This window comes from Syntrophomonas sp. UBA1041, from assembly GCF_002316705.1.
Taxonomy (GTDB): domain Bacteria; phylum Bacillota; class Syntrophomonadia; order Syntrophomonadales; family Syntrophomonadaceae; genus DTU019.
Genome location: NZ_DCEA01000061.1, coordinates 1,210 through 1,908, shown reverse-complemented (window position 1 = coordinate 1,908; position 699 = coordinate 1,210). Strand labels below are relative to the sequence as shown.

General features: G+C 55.1%; 1 protein-coding gene. It reads right to left on the bottom strand.

All coding sequences use genetic code 11. The features are described 5' to 3' along the window. Positions 1 to 352 precede the first annotated feature (352 nt). Positions 353 to 699 (bottom strand): TrmH family RNA methyltransferase (locus B2633_RS08655; protein ID WP_483170205.1); only part of this gene is annotated, 347 nt, incomplete at its 5' end.

Genomic DNA, 699 nt, shown 5'->3' with positions numbered 1-699 from the left:
TCCGCGGTACCACCCAAATTAGCCGGACCAAGGCCCGACTCACTTACCCTGCCTGTAACGGGGCACCCCGGTATAGCCTACTCTATTTTCAGCCCACAACTCCCAGGTGAATTCGCATGCCTTTACCCTCAGTCCGGCTCTCAATCGCCGACCGGACCTCCCTGTCGGGAGTACAACAAGCTACTTGTCCTGTTCCTCGTTTATCATATTATTGGGTTACCATCATCTTATACAAGAGGTAATATATAATGCAACCTGACACCTCAAAAAGGCGCCACAGATCGTCAGCTTGCGTCATCACTAACCCTTCACCCCTCTTTGTTAAAGCTAGGGCCCAACTAGGGCTATTATATCACACCAACCCTGGTAAGACAAAGGGCTCCCGATAAAAGCGGCTATTCCAGCTTTTACTTAGAATAATGCCGCATGCCACTGCGGCGTTGAGCGAGTCAACCCCGGCCCGGCAGGGGATGGCCACCATTTCATCGCAAAGGGAAGCCACCTCGGGACTCAATCCCCGGGCCTCGCTGCCGATAACCACCGCCAGCGAGCCCTTGAAATCGGCTTCATAAACCGAAACGGCGCCTCTTGCGGCGGCGCCGCACAAACGGTAGCCGCGGGCTTTCAACTCCCGCAGCTGGGAAATTTGGATCCCCTCCAGCAGAGGAACATAGAGGGTTCCCCCCATAGCACTGCGCA